Source organism: Streptococcus humanilactis, from assembly GCF_019448275.1.
Classification (GTDB): domain Bacteria; phylum Bacillota; class Bacilli; order Lactobacillales; family Streptococcaceae; genus Streptococcus; species Streptococcus humanilactis.
The window spans coordinates 616194-632916 of record NZ_JAHXBZ010000001.1; the positions used below are offsets into that span (position 1 = coordinate 616194).

Annotated in this window: 14 protein-coding genes and 1 pseudogene; 1 reads left to right on the plus strand and 14 read right to left on the minus strand. The window is 40.2% G+C overall.

What is annotated here, in order from left to right; genetic code table 11:
* Nucleotides 1-121 precede the first annotated feature (121 nt).
* Nucleotides 122-2239, plus strand: coding sequence for an LTA synthase family protein (locus KV696_RS02925; protein ID WP_219966953.1), 2118 nt, complete (start codon nt 122-124; stop codon nt 2237-2239).
* A gap of 590 nt (nt 2240-2829) precedes the next feature.
* Here KV696_RS02925 and KV696_RS02930 read toward each other — a convergent pair.
* The 14 genes and pseudogenes from KV696_RS02930 to KV696_RS02995 form a co-directional block, all read right to left on the minus strand.
* Nucleotides 2830-2907: pseudogene (locus KV696_RS02930) on the minus strand (IS200/IS605 family transposase); the annotation flags it as partial.
* Nucleotides 2908-3092: 185 nt separating this feature from the next.
* A complete protein-coding gene (locus KV696_RS02935) occupies nt 3093-4436 on the minus strand; it encodes a DEAD/DEAH box helicase (protein ID WP_219966812.1) in 1344 nt (447 codons plus the stop codon).
* A gap of 140 nt (nt 4437-4576) precedes the next feature.
* Nucleotides 4577-5392: an endonuclease/exonuclease/phosphatase family protein gene (locus tag KV696_RS02940; RefSeq protein ID WP_219966813.1), complete on the minus strand. Its 816-nt coding sequence runs from the start codon at nt 5390-5392 to the stop codon at nt 4577-4579.
* Nucleotides 5393-5443: 51 nt separating this feature from the next.
* On the minus strand, nt 5444-7624 hold the full coding sequence (locus KV696_RS02945; RefSeq protein WP_078376491.1) for a PTS transporter subunit IIBC: 2181 nt from the start codon (nt 7622-7624) through the stop codon (nt 5444-5446).
* Between the two features lie 184 nt (nt 7625-7808).
* Nucleotides 7809-8735, minus strand: coding sequence for a permease-like cell division protein FtsX (gene ftsX, locus KV696_RS02950; protein ID WP_061761896.1), 927 nt, complete (start codon nt 8733-8735; stop codon nt 7809-7811).
* Entirely contained in the window at nt 8728-9420 is a 693-nt protein-coding gene (gene ftsE / locus KV696_RS02955; RefSeq protein ID WP_000022265.1) for a cell division ATP-binding protein FtsE, read from the minus strand. The genes ftsX and ftsE overlap by 8 nt, the downstream gene beginning before the upstream one ends.
* 17 nt (nt 9421-9437) lie before the next feature.
* A protein-coding gene (prfB, locus tag KV696_RS02960) for a peptide chain release factor 2 (protein WP_150821447.1) occupies nt 9438-10533 on the minus strand; the annotation gives its coding sequence in 2 pieces (ribosomal slippage) (nt 9438-10460 and nt 10462-10533; 1095 coding nt in all).
* Between the two features lie 108 nt (nt 10534-10641).
* Nucleotides 10642-11298 (minus strand): CBS domain-containing protein, encoded by a 657-nt coding sequence (locus tag KV696_RS02965; RefSeq protein ID WP_000268660.1) that lies wholly within the window; start codon nt 11296-11298, stop codon nt 10642-10644.
* Between the two features lie 361 nt (nt 11299-11659).
* The gene (locus KV696_RS02970; protein WP_000062200.1) at nt 11660-12370 is read right to left on the minus strand and encodes an ABC transporter ATP-binding protein; all 711 of its coding nucleotides are present in this window, start codon (nt 12368-12370) and stop codon (nt 11660-11662) included.
* Nucleotides 12370-13134 (minus strand): ABC transporter ATP-binding protein, encoded by a 765-nt coding sequence (locus KV696_RS02975; RefSeq protein WP_001185997.1) that lies wholly within the window; start codon nt 13132-13134, stop codon nt 12370-12372. The genes KV696_RS02970 and KV696_RS02975 overlap by 1 nt, the downstream gene beginning before the upstream one ends.
* Nucleotides 13134-14090 (minus strand): branched-chain amino acid ABC transporter permease, encoded by a 957-nt coding sequence (locus KV696_RS02980; RefSeq protein WP_000662286.1) that lies wholly within the window; start codon nt 14088-14090, stop codon nt 13134-13136. The genes KV696_RS02975 and KV696_RS02980 overlap by 1 nt, the downstream gene beginning before the upstream one ends.
* 3 nt (nt 14091-14093) lie before the next feature.
* On the minus strand, nt 14094-14963 hold the full coding sequence (locus tag KV696_RS02985) for a branched-chain amino acid ABC transporter permease (protein ID WP_000941427.1): 870 nt from the start codon (nt 14961-14963) through the stop codon (nt 14094-14096).
* A gap of 222 nt (nt 14964-15185) precedes the next feature.
* Nucleotides 15186-16346: an ABC transporter substrate-binding protein gene (locus KV696_RS02990; protein WP_000726116.1), complete on the minus strand. Its 1161-nt coding sequence runs from the start codon at nt 16344-16346 to the stop codon at nt 15186-15188.
* A gap of 66 nt (nt 16347-16412) precedes the next feature.
* Nucleotides 16413-16700: a YlbG family protein gene (locus tag KV696_RS02995; RefSeq protein WP_000462121.1), complete on the minus strand. Its 288-nt coding sequence runs from the start codon at nt 16698-16700 to the stop codon at nt 16413-16415.
* Between the last annotated feature and the right edge of the window lie 23 nt (nt 16701-16723).

Sequence of the window (16723 nt, forward strand, 5' to 3'; positions counted from 1 at the left end):
ATTCTCAAAAAAGAAACTACCCTTGCTTTTTTACTCTTCTTTTAAAAAATGGTATACTAATACTAATAAAAAATTAGGAAGTAAATGTGTGAGAATCAATTTTAGCAAAATCCAAAAAGCCATGGGTACCAGACTGGGTTTTGTCCTAACCCTTTTAATCCTATATTGGCTCAAAACCTTATTAGCCTATACCGTTGACTTTAATTTAGATATTCAAGTGGGCAAGTTGCAGGGAAATTACCTTGCCTTTATCGCCTTTTTCAACCCCCTTCCTCTAGGACTACTTCTGCTGGCTCTAGCCCTCTATTCTCGCTCAACCAAGATCTTTTATGGTCTGAGTATAGCTATTTATAGCCTTTTATTCATTTGGCTCTATTCCAATGTCTTTTACTATCGAGAATTTAGCGACTTTATCACGGCGAATACCATGAAAGTGGTCAGCAAGGTGTCTGTTGGTACTGCGGAACTAGAGTTACTGCGCTTTTGGGATTTTATCTATTTTATAGATTTCCCATTGCTGGCTTTCCTTTTCTATAAAAAATTCATCCAGCTGGATAGGAGACTCTTCAAATTCCGCTCCAGTGTTGCTATCACTGCTCTCTCAGCCCTGCTCTTTTCTGCTAATCTTTTCTTGGCTGAAATCGAACGTCCCGATCTCCTATCGCGAGGATTTTCTAATTATTATGTTGTCCGCGCCCTTAGTTTGCCAGCCTTTTTAGGTTATAGCGCCAACCAATCCTACAGTGCAAACAAGGAACGTGCCAAGGCCTCTGAGACCGACCTTCAACCTATAACAGATTATATTCAAGAACATTCTGCTAAGCCCAATCCAGACTATTTTAGCTTGGCCAAAGGAAAAAATGTGATTTATCTCCACTTGGAGAGTTTCCAACAGTTCCTGCTTGACTATAAACTCAACATAGATGGAACTGAGCATGAAGTCACTCCCTTCCTTAATTCCCTCTACCATTCGCAATCAACCCTAGCCTTTTCGAATATCTTTAACCAAGTCAAGGCTGGTAAGACCTCAGATGCGGAAACCATGCTGGAGACTGGTTTGTTTGGACTTGACCAAGGTTCTTTCATGGTCAATTACGGTGGTACCAATACCCAGCAGTCTGCTCCTTTTATCCTATCAAAAAACGGCTATCAATCGAGTGCCGTCTTTCACGGCAATATCGGGACCTTCTGGAACCGAAATACGACCTACAAACAATGGGGCTACCAATACTTCTTTGATGCTTCCTACTTCACCAAGCAAGACAGTAGCAATTCTTTCCAATATGGTTTAAATGATAAAATCATGATGAAAGATTCTATCCAATATCTGGAGCATTTACAGCAGCCTTTTTATACTAAGTATATCACGGTGTCCAATCACTATCCCTATGCTAGCAATCTGACAGGCGATGAGCTTGGTTTCCCACTGGCTAAAACCAAAGATGAAACAATCAACGGCTATTTCCAAACAGCTAACTATCTGGATAGTACCATCAAGGCCTTCTTTGACTATCTCAAAGAAAGTGGCCTCTATGGAAAATCCATCATCGTCATCTACGGAGACCATTATGGTATTTCCAACTCCCGAAATCCTGAGCTGGCACCCTTGATTGGAAAGACTTCTGAGAACTGGTCGAATTACGACAATGCCATGTTGCAACGAGTGCCTTTTATGGTGGTCATGCCTGGCTATGAAAAAGGACAAATCATCAATACCTACGGTGGACAAATCGATATCTTACCGACTCTCGAACACCTCCTTGGTATTGAGTCCAATTCCTTCCTTCAAGTCGGCCAAGACCTTCTGTCTCCAGATCATCAAGAAATCGTTGCCTTTCGAACTGCCAATTCCTTCGTCACGCCAAAATATACTAGCTATGACGGACGAACCTACTATACTGAAAGCGGTCTTGAAATCAGCAATCTTGATGAACAAGCTCAGACTGAACTAGAAATTGTTCGTCAAGCAGCTAGTCAACAGCTAAAAATCAGCGACCAGATTCAAACTGGAGATTTGATCCGTTTCTACCAAGCAGATCATCTTGGAAAAGTTGATACAGAAAGTATTTCTTACCTCAATTCCTTACCAATTCTGCAAAAGATTGAACAGGAAAAGGGTGGTCAATCAACCAGTCTCTTTAGCCAACGACAAGGTAAAACCAGTGCTGACCTTTTCAAGGCACCAAGTTACCAAGAACTCCATCCAGAGTCGGCAGAAACCGAATCAAAATCACAATAAAAGATGCTCTTCCATCGTGGAGGAGCATTTCTTTTTATAAAATAAAATTCAACGAAAATCAAAGAACAAACTAGCCTCAGATTTACTGTGAGATTATAGGTAGAGAGGTTGTATCAGCAATATGTGTCTGTCAAATTTAGTGACGAAGATAGTAGAAGAAATATGAGGATATAAATCAGCTTCAGCAGGTATATGGAAAATTTGATTTTATAGAAAAGCTTTCTGCTACAAACTCAATATACTATCAATAAATAATATCATAGAAGCAACAATAATTATAATTTCACCTATCTGCATAATTCTATTTCGAACTCTAAATATATGTTCTATCAAAAATACTTGGATCACACACATTATAGGAATTATCGTTTTTGAAATTGAAAAATATCCAAATAAATAAACTATAAACAACAAAAATAGAACTATGTTATATTTCTTATTCAAAACATTCCTCCCTATATTTTTGATTACCAATCTTAATCATTTACAACCACATTATAACAAACTACGAAAGCCTTGTTAACAAATATTGCCATTTTTTAAATTTTTTTGTGATTCGAATGTGATAAACTACTTTGATATTGATTTTAGATAACTTTTCGTCTATACTTAGGGGTGAACACAAAGTGATACTTTGTGTGCGATAAACTATGAGCCTTTTGTGCCATATTTTTCTCCTTTCGCTTTACAATTGGCTTGAACACCTTTATTGTATCGCGTTTGGATTTTTTTGGTATAATCTTCGATGCACACCCGCATAGCGGGTGGTTTTTTGTCTCGCACCTAACGGAGCGAGACGGACTGAAAGTCACATAATTAAAAAAGTTGGAGCTCAGTACTCCAACAATTACTATTAAAATGTTTGGCGTTTTGCTTTACGCTCTGCACGACCGCGAGCACGATTTTCAGCACGCTTGGTTTTGCGGCGCTTTTCATCAACCGCCCATTGAATTTTCTTCTTATAACCTGGTTTGACTTTTTTCTTTTTCTTTTTAACCAAACCAATCATTTCGATATCGAGCTTATCTTGTTTTTTCTCACGGTTTGCACGACGATCACGGTCATAAGTATCTTGAAATTCCCCGTCTTTTACCATCTTCGGAGTAAATTTAATTCCTAATTTCTCCAACTCACGGATATCCGAGTCATCACTTGGCTGGTAAAGGGTAATAGCTGTACCTGGTAAGCCATTGCGTCCGGTACGACCAACACGGTGCACGAAGAAGGATAAGTCTTGCGGAATGGCATCATTAATGACATGGCTGACACCTTCAATGTCAATTCCACGCGCCGCCAAGTCTGTTGCGACAATGTACTCAAAATCTAGATTTTTCACCTGATTCATGATACGTTTGCGTTCACGAGGGGCAATATCTCCATGGATTTTTGCCACCTTCAAGCCTTGAGCAGTCAAGTAGGCATGTAACTCATCAGCACGCGTTTTGGTGTTAACAAAAATCATTGCCAAATACGGTTGCATCAACTGAGTTAACTGGTAAATTTGAGCATTCTTATCTCGGCCCTTGGTCGAAATCAACCAATTATCAATAGTATCAGAAATGACCGTTTTGGTCTTGATTTTCTCCATAACAGGATTTGATAAGTATTTTTTCAAGAATGGTTGCAGTTTTTGTGGAATAGTCGCTGAGAAGACCATGAATTGCAGGTCTTTTGGAAGGCTGCCAGCAATCTTATCAACAGTTTCCAAGAATCCCATATCCAAGGTCATGTCTGCCTCATCGACCACAAAGGTCTTGGCCTTGTGAATAGCCAAATCACCGGATTTAACCAAGTCGTAGATACGGCCTGGTGTTCCGATAACAATATGAGGCTGGTTACTTGCCAATTTGTCAATCTGGCGAGCCTTATCTGTCCCTCCCACATAATTAACCACACGAACTTCGACATCTGAGTGAGCTGAAATCTGACGCGCTGCTTGGTAAATTTGAGTAGCCAACTCACGACTCGGTGCAGTAATCACGGCTTGTACACTATCGCTAGCTTCATCTAATTGCTGGAAAATCGGCAATAGGAAAGTGTGAGTCTTACCCGAACCTGTTTTTGATTCACCGACTAGGTCACGACCTGCCAAAACAATAGGAATCAACTTATCTTGCACCTCTGTTGGAGTTGTAAATTTCAACTCCTCCAAGGCTTCTCTAATATAGTTTTTAAATTGAAATTTCGTAAATGACATAATATCCTCGATTCTATCTATCTTACCAATTATACCATATTTTATTTCATTTCAGTAGTCTCACTTATAGAGCTTACTTCCAGTAGCTTCTCTAATAAGAAAAAGGCTGGAACTTCATGATTCCAACCTCTTTTCAATCTTTATTTCCAGTTTAAAGTAGCATTCAAGCCATAGTGATCACTCACTTGTGGACTCTTGTTACCATCAAACACGACATGTAAATTTTCCACCGCTAACTCTTTGGTAGTAAAGACATAATCGATTCGAAGGGGTTCAGTGTTCCCTTTCCAGCCATCAATTTCTGGTGGAACGGTATAGCTACCGCTTTTCTCTTGAGAAACTTCAAAAGCGTCTTGTAAGCCTAATGGACTAGCTAAAATAGCTTGGTAGCCTTCCTGTCCAGCCGGATTGTTGAAATCTCCAGCTAGCAAAAGCGGCTTGTTCAATTCTTTCAAGACAGCCTCAAATCGTGCCCATTCTTCTTGGAAACCTTTATCCCACCAAGAAAGGTGGACACTTGCAACTGCAAGCTCCTTACCATCAACTACAGTTTCAGCCACGGCAACACGACGAGTATGATAGTCTGTTGGATCATCCACATCTGAAACCAAAATTTCTCTGGCTTCAATAGGTGTTTTAGACAAGATAGCCACACCTTCGTGGTAGCGATCATAACCGATATGGTTATAGGCCCAAGTCCAGTAGTAATTTTTCCCTTGCTCAGACAACTTTTCAACCAAGAGTCTAACATAGTGATCTTGGTGAATAGGCTCAGCTGCTGGCAAAGCTTGATAAAAGTCATTAACCTCCACCTCTGGCGAAGTGATCTCCTGATTGATTTCTTGGAAACAAATCAAATCATAGTCTTTTTCAAGAATATCCTCAAGCAAAATCTGGAATTTTTCCTCTGCTTCTTTCTCCATCCAACTATGAGTATTGAGTGTTAAAAATTTCATTCTTTTCTCCCAAAATAAGAGGTTGGAATACAGCTTCCAACCTCAAGTATATTACAATTCTACTTTAGCAACTGCTGTTTTAGCTGCAAGAGAACCTGTTTTTTCTAATTTAACTGATTTAATTGCATCACCATTTGTGAAGACAACTACTGTTGAAGTTTCACGTCCTGCTGCACGGATAGCATCCAAGTCAGCTGTGACAAGAAGATCTCCTGCTGCAACTTTTTGTCCTTCAGCAACATGAACTGTAAATGGTTTACCTTCAAGACTTACTGTGTCCAAACCAATGTGAACCAATACTTCAAGACCTGGTTCAGTCACAATACCAAGAGCATGTTTTGTTGGGAAGATGCTTGATACAGTACCTGAAACTGGAGATACAATGTTTCCATTTGCAGGTTCTACTGCAAATCCATCACCCATCATTTTTTGAGCAAACACTGGATCTTTCACTTGTTCCAAGGCAACAACTTGACCGTCTGCTACTGAGTAAACTTCCTCAGTAAGACCTTTGAAGTGAACAGTGTTTTGTTGTGCTTCAGTCATTTGGCTTGGAAGAGTTTCAGGAATGATTTCACCTGAATCAAGGATATCTTGGATATCAGATTTCAATACGTCAGCTTTTGGTCCGTAGATAGCTTGAACCCCTTGTCCTTTCATGACAAGACCCATAGCTCCTTCTGCTTTCCATTGCTCTGCATTTCCTACTTTATCTGCATCTTTTACAGTTACACGAAGACGAGTCATACATGCATCAACATCAACGATGTTTGCACGTCCACCAAGAAGGTTGATAATGTTTACAGCTTGAGAACCTGCTGCAACTTTCACTTCACTGCTAGATTCTTCTGAACCTTCAGCAGTTTCGTAGTTTCCGTTACGCCCTGGAGTTGCGTAGTTGAATTTTTGAATCATGAAGTTTGCGATAAAGTACATGATTACGGCAAAGAGAACAGTTACCCAGATAAAGTTAACAATATCCATACCGATACCAGCGCTAATCGCAATAGGTGTACGAGTCAAGAACTCGATTGAACCGAATGAGTGCATACGTAGGTTTACTACATCAGACATAGCGAAGGCCGCACCTTGAACAAGTGAGTAAACAAGGTACATAGGTGTTGCTACAAACATGAACATGTATTCGATTGGTTCAGTAACCCCTGTCAAGAATGTTGCAAGAGCTGTTGCAATCATCATACCTTTGTATTTGTGTTTCTTGTCTGCATCAACATTACGGTAGATAGCCACAACCACACCCATCAAGATACCGAATGAACCAATCATTTGTCCAACTTTGAAACGAGCTGGGTGAACAGTATCTAACAAGTGTTGGTATTGACTAGCATCAGTACCTTTAAGGTTTACAAGGTCTGTTACCCATGCAAGCCAAAGTGGATCTTGACCAAATACTTGGCTACCTTTTGCTGCACCAGTTAAGACCTCATAAGTACCACCAAGAGCTGTGTAGTTCATTGGGATAGTCAACATGTGGTGAAGACCAAATGGTAAGAGCAAACGTTCCAATGTACCATACAAGAATGGTGCAAGGATTGGAGCAGTTTCTTGTGAGTTAGCAATCCAGATACCAAAGCTATTGATACCTGTTTGAACTACTGGCCAGAAAGCAGCAAGTACAATTGCAGCAATTATTGAACGAAGAATAACTACAAACGGTACAAAACGTTTTCCGTTAAAGAATGAAAGTGCATCAGGAAGCTTACGGAAGTTGTAGTATTTGTTGTAAGCAGTTGCTCCAATAAAACCTGAGATAATCCCTACGAACACACCCATGTTCAAGGCTGGGGCTTCCATAACACTAATGAAGTAATCAGCAACTTTGATTGATCCACCAAAGAGAGTTGTTACCATAGCATCTGGATTTTTCAACATATCGCCTGATACGCCAAAGATTGTACCAGTGATACGGTTAATCAAGATGAAGGCAAGACCAGCGGCGAAAGCACCACCAGCACGTTCTTTAGCCCAGCTTCCTCCAATAGCGAGGGCGAACAAGATATGAAGGTTAACGATAACTCCCCAACCGATTTGCTCTAGTACACCACCAGTAATAACGAGTGGTGCAAAGGTTGGGTTAATCATCACGATAGACTTACCGATTGAAATCATCAAACCAGCAGCCGGCATAACCGCGATAACCACCATCAAAGCCTTACCGAATTTTTGCCAAAATTCGAAAGACAAGACATTTTTGAATGTATCTTTCATCATTCAAATCTCCTTTATTTTTATTTAGGCAAACGTTTTACGAAAACGTTTGCACCTTTTATGATTTAATTATACCACTTTAATTTTTTTTGTAAAGGCTTTTACAAAAAAAAGTAGACTTTTTTCTAAAATTTTTGTAGCAAAAAAAGGAGATCATTTAATCTCCTCATAAAAGTAGCTAGTTTACCTAAATCTTCAAGAATCTGCGCATGGAAATTCCCGATCCCAGTGAACCAATGAAAATTCCAATCACAAATAATAGGGCAATCATCAGAGGAGTAAATACCTCTGGCGCGATCATAGAAAGATTTTGTCCGACCAACGACTTATTGACAGATTGGTAAACCATTCGATAAACAATAAAGACCAACACTGATGGTGCAGTTGCTCCAAGCAAACCAATGAAGGCACCTTCAAGTAAGAACGGTCCACGGATATAACTGTTCTTAGCGCCAACCAAGCGCATGATTTGAATTTCACGACTGCGGGAAATAATGGTGATACGAATGGTATTTGAAATCAAGAAAACTGCAATAAAAATCAAAAGTCCTGCAATAACTAATCCCCAAACACGGATAAATGATGCTAGTTGGAATAGGCGTTCTGTATTGGCACCACCATCCTGAACCTCAGACACACCTTCAATTTTTTTAGCATCTTCAGCCACAGTTTTTACATCACTTGGCGCTTTGGTATCAACGATATAGGCATCATAGAGGGGGTTGGCATCTCCTTCGAAGATTTTCCAGTTGTCACCCATTGTCTCGGTTAATTTTGCATATTGTTCCTCTTTACTTGAAAAGGTAACACTTTTAACAGTAGACATCCCCTTCAAGGCATTGTATACCTTATGGTAGTCATTATTTGTAACAGTTTGACCTTCTTTTTCAATAGTCTCACTATTATCAGCTACATCCTTACGAATATAAACCATCACCCGAACATTATTTTCAATATCTGTAGCTAGTTTCGCTGTATTGAAAATAACAGAAGCAAATATGGCAACCAAGGTCAAAGTAATCATGACTGAGCTGACAGCAGCCACTGTCATCCAACCATTTCGTTTCAAACTTTTTAGTGATTCAAATAAATGGCGAAAAAATCTACTAATCATCGTATCCATACTCTCCTTTTGATTCGTCACGAACGACACGGCCATTTTCAATGGCAATGACACGGTGGCGCAAGGTATTTACAATCTGGCTATTATGAGTCGCCATCAAAATAGTTGTCCCTTGTAGGTTAATCCGTTCCAAGAGATTCATAATTTCCCATGAATTATCCGGGTCCAGGTTTCCTGTTGGTTCATCGGCTATCAATACTTTGGGATTATTTACAATGGCACGTGCAATCGCAATCCGCTGTTGCTCTCCACCTGAGAGCTCATTTGGGAAAGAACGAACCTTGTGCTTCAACCCAACCAAGTCTAAAACTTCCATCACACGTTTTTTGATATTACGGCGATTTTCCCCGATTACTTCCATAGCGTAAGCAATATTTTCATAGACAGTTTTCTTTGGCAACAGTTTATAATCTTGGAAGACAACCCCAACACTACGACGTAGAAGCGGGACGTCTTTCTTTTTGATCTTAACCAGATTAAAGCCAGCAACTGATAGGCTTCCTTTATCGATTTTTACTTCACGATATAGAGAACGTATGAAGGTTGACTTCCCTGCTCCCGAAGGTCCTACAATGTAAGCAAATTCTCCCGGTTGAACGCTGACCGAAACACCGCGTAGGGCAGTCGTTCCGTTGTCGTATTTTTTGACGACATCTCTCATTTCAATGATTGACATGTGAGTTCCTTTCTTTCTTAGCTGATTCGCCACTTGAGGTAGGCATCGATAAAACCATCTAGGTCTCCGTCCATAACCTTATCTACCTGAGCAACTTCAAAGCTAGTCCGATGATCTTTTACCATAGTATAAGGCGTGAAGACATAAGAACGGATTTGGCTTCCCCATGTGATTTCTTTTTTCTCACCCTTGAGGGAATCTACCTCCGCAGCTTTCTTCTCTTGCTCCATTTGATAGAGCTTAGCCTGCAACATCTTCATAGCTCGATCTCTATTTCCATACTGGGTACGATCCACTGTTGATTGGACAACAATTCCAGTTGGAATGTGGGTTAAACGTACACCTGTTGAAACCTTGTTGACGTTTTGTCCACCGGCACCACCTGAACGGAAGGTATCCATCTTGATGTCATCTTCCCGGATTTCCACTTCAATGGTATCATCCAACTCAGGCATCACTTCTACAGATGTGAAAGAGGTGTGGCGACGTTTGGCAGAGTCGAACGGCGAAATTCGCACCAAACGGTGAACTCCCATTTCCGACTTGAGAAGACCATAGGCATTAGGTCCTTCAAATGATAAGGTTACCGACTTAATACCAGCTTCATCTCCTGCTTGGTAATCCAATACTTCCACTTTAAAGCCTTTAGCATTTCCATAGCGAGTGTACATACGAAGCAACATATCACCCCAGTCCTGAGCCTCAGTACCACCGGATCCTGGATGGATTTCCAAAATCGCATTATTATGGTCATAAGGTTCTGACAAGAGCAAGGTCATCTCGTAACTGGTCATCATCTTATCAAGTTCTGATAACTGTTCGACCAGTTCATCATGCACTGACTCGTCTTCAGCTAAAAAGTCTAATAAAATTTCGACTTCATCCTGCAACTCTTCCATCTTATGGAAGGTATTGTAAGTGTTTTTTAATTCATTTAATTCTTGCGACGTTTTTTGGGCCGCGATATTATCGTTCCAAAAATCAGGTTCTGTCATCTTATTTTCCAAGATGGCAATCTCTTCCTCTAGACCTTCTAGGTCAAAGAGACCCCCTGAAAGAAGCTAATTTTTCACGATTTGCGTCAATTTTCTGACGGATTACTGAAATGTCCATAAATACTCCTTTTTTACATCATTTCATTATAGCATATTTTATCATTTCTTTCCATCTTTTGCTCTAATCCCTTATTACACGTAAAAAGAAGCCTTTCGGCTTCCCTTCTTACAAGACTTTTGCTGAAGTACGAGTAATTTCTTCTACTTGAATATTCTCTGATTCAAATTTTTCTTTCAATGCTGGTAAATCAATTGATCCATCGATTTGAACTTCGATAATGACCTTGCCATCCTTACGCGGAATATTGACTGTATGAGAGATATTCAAATTTTCTTCTGCAATCAAAGAAACAATCTTTCCGAGGACACCAACTTCATCTTCTGTAACAAAGCGCACACGAATTCCTTCTTCTCCATAACCAGCAATTTCAAGAAAGGCTTGGAAAACGTCACGGTCCGTAATAACTCCATAGACTTGATGGTTATCAACGACAGGAAGAATACCAATCTTATTTTTCAACATCAGATAAGTTGCATCCTCAAGACTCGCATAGCCTGAAACAGTGACAACATCACGAATCATCACATCTTTTACTTTGGTCTTATTTAGAAGATAATTCATCTCATAGATAGAAAGACTGGTTGCTTTTGATGGACTAGCTTGCGCAATGGTTCCTTCAGTTACCAAACCAACCAATTGATCATTTTCGATAACAGGCAAGCGGTGCAACCCTTGCTCTCTCATCAAATCTGCTGCATGAGATACTGTTGTATCTGGACTAATATACACTACCTTGCGGGTCATAAAATCTTTAACTGCCATGAGACTTCTCCTTTTCTATTCTTATCCCTATTATACAATCTTTTTGCAAATCTATCAAACGCTTACATTTCTTTTTCAAAATTCAGAAAAGTATGAATAAGCTAGCAAAAAGAGCTCTGAAATCGAGCTCCCTGAATGAAGGTAAGATACGTTTCATTCGATTTTTTCAATTATTAGAAATTAACCTTTTAATGTAGATAAAGATTGCTTTGCAATATCTATCCGCAACCTAAACTAGTCTCCCAGACTATGCGATGATTGCTTCGCAATCTCTATTCACCGACTCAAAAGGTCCCCCGGACTATAATGATGATTACTTCGTAATCATCATCCACCGACTAAAACAATCCACTGGATTGTTTTAGCCACCCAGATACGCTTTTCTGACTTCTTCTGATGAGGCGAGTTCTTTTCCTGTTCCTGATAGGACGATTTTTCCTGTTTCCAGTACATAGCCTCGGTCAGAGATTGCAAGTGCTTTATTGGCATTTTGTTCAATCAAGAGGACGGTTGTTCCTTGCTTCTGGATATCTTGAATGATATCAAAGATCTCTTGAATAAAGATTGGGGCAAGTCCCATTGAGGGTTCATCTAAAAGAAGAAGTTTTGGTGTTGACATAAGAGCACGTCCCATGGCAAGCATTTGTTGTTCCCCTCCTGAAAGAGTGGCTGCATCTTGGTTCTTCCGTTCTTCAAGACGAGGAAAGCGTGAGAAAACTTTCTTCAAATTAGCTTGATTTTCTTCACGGTTTTTCTTTAAGAAAGCTCCCATTTCTAGATTTTCCATAACAGTCAAGCCAGGGAAGACGTGGCGTCCTTCTGGAACTTGTGAAAGACCACCTGCCACGATTTTTTGAGCTGGCATTTTTTGGATTTCTTGACCTAAAAATTCAATTTTTCCTGAGCTTGGTCTAACTAGACCTGACAAGGTACGGAGAATGGTTGTCTTACCTGCACCATTGGCACCGATAAGGGAAACAACTTCTCCTTCATTCACTTCAAAGCTTACATCACGGACTGCTTGGATCATGCCGTAATGCACAGAAAGATTATCAACTTTTAACATAGACATTAGGCTTCACCTCCTAGATAAGCTTCGATAACGCGTTTATTGGTCTTAATTTCGTCTGGAGTTCCCTGAGCAATCAAACGACCGTATTCAAGTACGTAGATACGTTCTGTTACTTCCATGACCAGATTCATATCGTGTTCAATCAGCATGATCGTAATCTTAAATTCATCTTTGATACGACGAATTAACTCAGTCAATTCGGCTGTTTCCTGTGGGTTCATACCTGCTGCTGGTTCATCTAAAAAGAGAATTTTAGGTTCCGTAGCGAGGGCACGAACAATTTCCAAACGACGTTGTTGGCCGTAGGCAAGATTTTTAGCAAGAGTTTCTGCATCACCATCTAAATCAAAGATTTTCAACAATTCCAAAGCTTTAGCCTTTAATTCTTTTTCACTCTTGTAAAAAGCTGGTAAGCGTAAGAAACTAGCAAAAACATGTTGTTTGTGATGGTTGCCAAAAGCAATCAAAACATTGTCTAAAACTGTTAAATCTTTAAAGAGACGGATATTTTGGAATGTACGTCCAAGTCCCAAAGAAGCAATCTTATAAGGTGACTTTCCATTCAAAAGGTGACCATCTAAGGTTACTGTTCCCTCACTTGGTTCATAAACACCGGTCAAAAGGTTGAAAAGAGTGGTTTTCCCAGCTCCATTTGGACCGATTAGTCCAACCAGTTCCCCTTCGTTCAATTCAAGAGTCACATCTCCAACAGCTGTTAGACCGCCAAAATGTTTGGTTAACTGTTTTACTTCAAGTAATGCCATTAGTTTTGTTCCTCCTTCTTAGATTTTTTAAAGAAACGTGATAGGCTCAATTCCCATGTTCCAAGGAGTCCACCTGGTCTGAAAATCATTACCAAGACCAAGGCCAAAGCGTAAATAATCATACGCACGCTGGCAACATCTTGGAGAAGCATATTCAAAATTCCAAGGACAATAGCTGAAACGATGGCACCTGTAATGGAACCAAGTCCACCAAATACAACAATAATCAAAACGTTGATTGAGTTGATGAAAGTATAATCTTTCGGTACAACAGACCCGATAAATCCTGCCTGAAGTGACCCTGCAATACTTGCAGTAATAGCACCAAAGACAAAAGCGATAATTTTAATTTTAGTCGTATTAACCCCAACTGACTCAGCAGCAATTTCATCCTCACGAACGGAGAGGGTTGAACGACCAATTGGACTACGCAAGAAGTTCAATGTTGCAATGGTTGTGATCACGACAAAGAAGTAAACCATTTGCCAAGTTGTAAAGTTAGGAATTCCCAAGATACCTGCTGCACCATTTGTAAGGCTTCCACCATTGATGATAAAGATACGGATAATTTCAGAAACACCAAGAGTCGCTACCGCAAGATAGTCCCCCTTCAAGCGCAAGGTTGGAATTCCGACAAGCAAGGCAACTGCTCCTGAAAGCAAAGCCCCTATCAGCATAGCTCCAAAGAAGGCACCGTAGGTTGGTGATTTAGAACCAATAATAGCTGCTGCATAGGCACCAATCGCCATAAAACCAGCATGCCCAAGTGAAAATTGTCCTGAAAAACCAACGATTAAGTTAAGACCAACAGCCAGAATAATATTAATTCCGATTTGTTGTAAAATCTGTACATAGAATAGATTGAGTACTCCGACTGAAACCAGTACACTAATCAAGCCATAGCCAGCTAACAAAAGGAGTAACCATAGAATATTAACTTTTAAATTTTCTTTCATCGTTTACACCTTCTCTTTCACATTTTTACCAAGGATACCAGCTGGGCGGACAATCAAGATCAACAACAAGATTCCATAAACAATGGCATCACGGAAGTCTGACATTCCAAAGGCTGTCGCAAAGGTTTCTAATAGACCAATCACAAAACCACCAAGCGCCGCACCAGGAATAATTCCAATACCACCAAGTACCGCGGCAACGAAAGATTTAAGACCTGGAGTAACCCCCATCAAAGGCTCAAGAGAGTTATAATAGAGGGCAATCAGAACACCAGCCGCACCCGCAAGAGCTGACCCCAAAGCGAAGGTAAAGCTGATAGTACGGTTTACATTGATCCCCATCAATTGCGCCGCATCGCTATCTACTGATACTGCACGCATGGCTTTCCCCATCTTAGTCTTTTGGACAATGACTTGTAACAAAATCATCAAAATCAAGGAAATGGCCAAGATCATTAACTGCACGTTTGTTAGGCTAACTGGTCCCAAATCATAGCGAACTGTTTGAATCGCTTGAGGGAAGGCACGGGTATTGGCACCAACCAGATAGACCATCCCATACTCCAATAGGAAAGAAACCCCAATAGCCGTAATCAAAACAGCAATACGCGTAGAGTGACGCAAAGGTCGGTAAGCAAGGAACTCAATCACGACACCAAGAATAGCTGTCGCTAGCATAGCTACAATAAGCGCTACAAAGAAATTCATTTGGAAAGAATTAATCAAGAAATAACCGATAAAGGCTCCCATCATATAAATATCACCGTGGGCGAAGTTGATGAGCTTGATAATTCCGTAAACCATGGTATACCCTAGGGCTAACAGCGCGTATACACTACCTAGAATCAAACCATTTACTAGTTGTTGGAGCATAAGATTCACTCTTTCTATTGATAATTTTGAGGGTTTCCCCTCACTTTTTGATAGGTTCTTATACTCAATGAAAATCAAAGAGCAAACTAGGAAACTAGCCGCAGGCTGTACTTGAGTACGGCAAGGCGACGTTGACGAGGTTTGAATTTGATTTTCGAAGAGTACTAAACATCGAAACAGGGAGTGAGTCAACGGCTCATTCCCTATTTCAACATTTTTCTATTATGGTTTTACAACTTCTGCTGCTTCAACCTTACCATTGTTCATGGTCATCATGTAAGCAGTTTTGACTGTGTTGTGGTCTGCATCAAAGCTTGTTTGACCAGTTACACCTTCAAAATCTTTTGTTTTAGCAAGGTTATCCTTGATTTCACCAGAGTTTTTAGCACCTTTTGCTGCATTTGCTACAAGGTGAACTGAGTCATAAGCCAAGGCTGCAAATGTTGAAGGCTCTTCATTGTACTTAGCACGGTAAGCATCAAGGAAAGCTTTTGCTTTAGCTGAAACTTCTACAGTAGTTGAGAAGCCTGAGATAAAGTAGATGTTTGATGCTTTTTCAGCAGTTGCTTGTTGTACAAACTCTTCACCGTTGAATCCATCACCACCAACGATTGGTTTGTCAATTCCCATACCACGCGCTTGGTTTACAATTTTACCAGCTTCAGTGTAGTAACCAGGGACGATGATAGCATCAAAGTCTTTCCCTTTCATTTTTGTAAGGGCTGCTTGGAAGTCTGTGTCACCTGCTACGAAAGTTTCATCTGCAACGATTTCACCTTTATAAGCTTCACGGAAGGCTTTGGCAATACCTTTAGCATAGTCGCTGGCATTGTCAGTGTAAAGAACAACTTTCTTAGCTTGCAATTTTTCAGAAACATAGTTTGAGATAATTTTTCCTTGGAAGCTATCTTGGAAAGTTCCGATAAAGAGGTAATCTTGACCTTTAGTCAATCCATCTTGAGTCGCACTTGGCGAAATCAATGGAACACCTGCTTTTGTAGCGTTCGCTACCGCAGCTGCAGTTGCACCAGATGTCGCAGGTCCTACGATTGCTGATACTTTAGATTGGGTTACAAGGTTAGTTGTTACTGAAGCCGCCTCAGCTGTTTCAGACTTGTTATCTTTATCAACTACTTCGATTTGTTTTCCATCGATACCACCTGCGGCATTGATTTCATCAACAGCAAGTTGGGCACCTTTTTGTTCAGATGTACCGTAAGCTGCTACGGCACCAGTTTCCTCGAAGTTAAATCCGATTTTGATTGTCTTTTCATCTACTGAGTTACCAGCAGCGTTTGACGCTCCAGACTTCACTTCTCCACAGGCTGCAAGAAGTGCTACACTTGCAAGCGCCACAAACGATAGGGCAAATTTTTTCTTCATCTTTTTTGTCTCCTTATTTCTTAAATAAATAGCATATTAAGAATATACCGAATTATCAGAAAATTGTCAACACTTTTCTTGAACTTTTTCGATGATAACGTTTTCCTCTCGATGAAGATTGCCCACAAAGGGTGTTTCCAGCTCTTGGATATGGCAAACTCTGACTTTTTTTATAAACTTTTCCTTTCCCAAGCGCCCGACCAATTGCTCCACTTCTTGAGTTGGAACATAAAGCTGTAAGTAACGATGTTTCTTGGAATGATAGGTAATATCTCCATAATCCTGCAATTTTTTGGCATCACGATTATAGTAAAGATAGATAATCAAGCCAGATCGATTGACTTTTTCAAACATGATAAATCCTCTTTCTAAGAAAT